Source organism: Photorhabdus sp. RM96S, assembly GCF_042879335.1.
Classification (GTDB): Bacteria; Pseudomonadota; Gammaproteobacteria; order Enterobacterales; family Enterobacteriaceae; genus Photorhabdus; species Photorhabdus kayaii.
Map to the genome: position 1 here is coordinate 1 of NZ_JBHFKT010000109.1, position 1,814 is coordinate 1,814.

1 protein-coding gene is annotated in these 1,814 nt (G+C 61.4%); it reads right to left on the reverse strand.

Features of this window, described 5'->3' with window-relative positions:
- The coding region (locus tag ACGF49_RS24440) for a CHC2 zinc finger domain-containing protein (protein ID WP_387493272.1) at nucleotides 1–1,814 on the reverse strand (1,814 nt) is incomplete at both ends.

Here is a 1,814-nt window from a genome sequence, read left to right on the forward strand (position 1 = left end):
AACAGACTCTGGCCGGTCATGGCGCTGTATTGCAGGCGTTCTTCTTCCGGTATCAGATTGAGGACCGCATCCATCAGTGAGCTTTTCCCGGCAGCGCTGCTGCTCTGTATCAGCACGGCCAGCGGACGGTCCAGCTTGCGGCTGACGGCGGCTAAGTAACCGGCCAGCAGGTTAGTGGATTCGCCCACCACGCCACAGGCGGCTAAATCAGCGGTGATGCGCTCGCTCAGTTGCGGGTCTTGCAGCAGCGCCAGCGCGGCGGCCCGCTGGTCCTCGCTCAGTTCGGGAACCGGCTGGGTTTCAGTTTGCTCACTGACACCGGCCTGTTGACACTGTTCCAGTACCAGCAACACCTGCCCCAGTGAACGCCTCAGGTCACCTTCGGCCAGCCCCAGTTCGGTGGCGGCCAGTCGCGCATAACCGCCCCGGCTGCGGGCGCTCATCATGTCCACGCTGTCGGCGAACATCACGCCGCTGTCGGTATCAACCACCTGAACATTCACTTTCATCACTGCCGCCCCGGCTTTCACCTGTGACAGGCCCCGGATACCCCACTGTTGTGTGCCCAGCGTCAGGGATATCTCGCCGTTAGCGCCGGTTTCCCAGACCACATTGGGCATCGACGGCAACGCGGCTATACCGGCGGCTAATGTGCTGACTGTTTCCGGCACCGGAACCGGCTGATGTTCAGCCAGTGCGGCCCGCTCTGTTGCAGTGGTGGCCTGTACCTCTGCCGCTTCCTGCATCGGCACGGCACTGTCGAGCAACAACCCGAAGGCCCGTTCCGGCTCAGCGACCTGACACAGATAGCCGTTGGCATCCATGCCCTCGGGGAACACCACCCGGAACACGGTGATACCGACGGCGGTGAGTTCGGCGGCCAGTTTTACCGCCGCTTCATTGCCTGCCGGATCATTGTCGTAGGCGATCAAGACCTGCTTAACGCCATGCCGCCGAAACGCCTGCCGCATCTCATCGGTGAAGCCGTTCACCCCATAGGCGGCGGTGACATGGCGGTGACCGGCCACCCAGAACGACAGGGCGTCGATCAGGGATTCACAGAGGATGACCGTCCCTGAACTGATCAGCGCCGGCTCATTCCATATCCCGCCATGCGCGCCGGGAAGGTACAGATGCAGCGGCGTTCCTTTACGTAAACGGTCGGTGATTTTGCGCCCGTAGATCTCGCGGATCTGGCCGTTCGGGTCGATAACCGGTATCACCAGCGAACCGGTAAAGTGCTCGTGCCCGCTGTCGCGCATCAGCCCCACGGCCCGAAGACGGGCGCGGATCTGTGCGCCGGCCTGCACCGCCTTGATGGGCAGGCGATAGGCTAACGTGCGGTTGGCAAAGCCCAGTTTAAACTGGGCGACTAATTCCGGGTGGTTGAGCCGGCGTTTTTCCAGATAAGCCAGGGCTTCGGGGGCATTCAACAGCGTATGATGGTAGAACCCGACGACCCGACTGAGCAGCGCCTGCCGTCCGGCGTCATCATCGGCCAGCATGGCGGGTTCATCCGGTTTCACCAGCGGGGCCACCGAGGGGTTATCTCCCAGTATCCCGCGCAACTGTTCCACGGCCCGGCGCAGACTTAAGCCTTTGGTTTTCATTACCCAGTCCAGCACGGAGCCGCCGGCATCACAGCCAAAACAGTGATAAAGATTTTTCGCCGGAGAGATAACCATTGACGGGGTTTTCTCCTCATGGAACGGGCACAGCAGTACATAATCTTTGCCGCGTTTAAAGAGCTGTCGCCCCTGTTGCTCCACCACGGCGACTAAGGAGACGGCGGCTTTCAGGTGCTGTAATTCTGC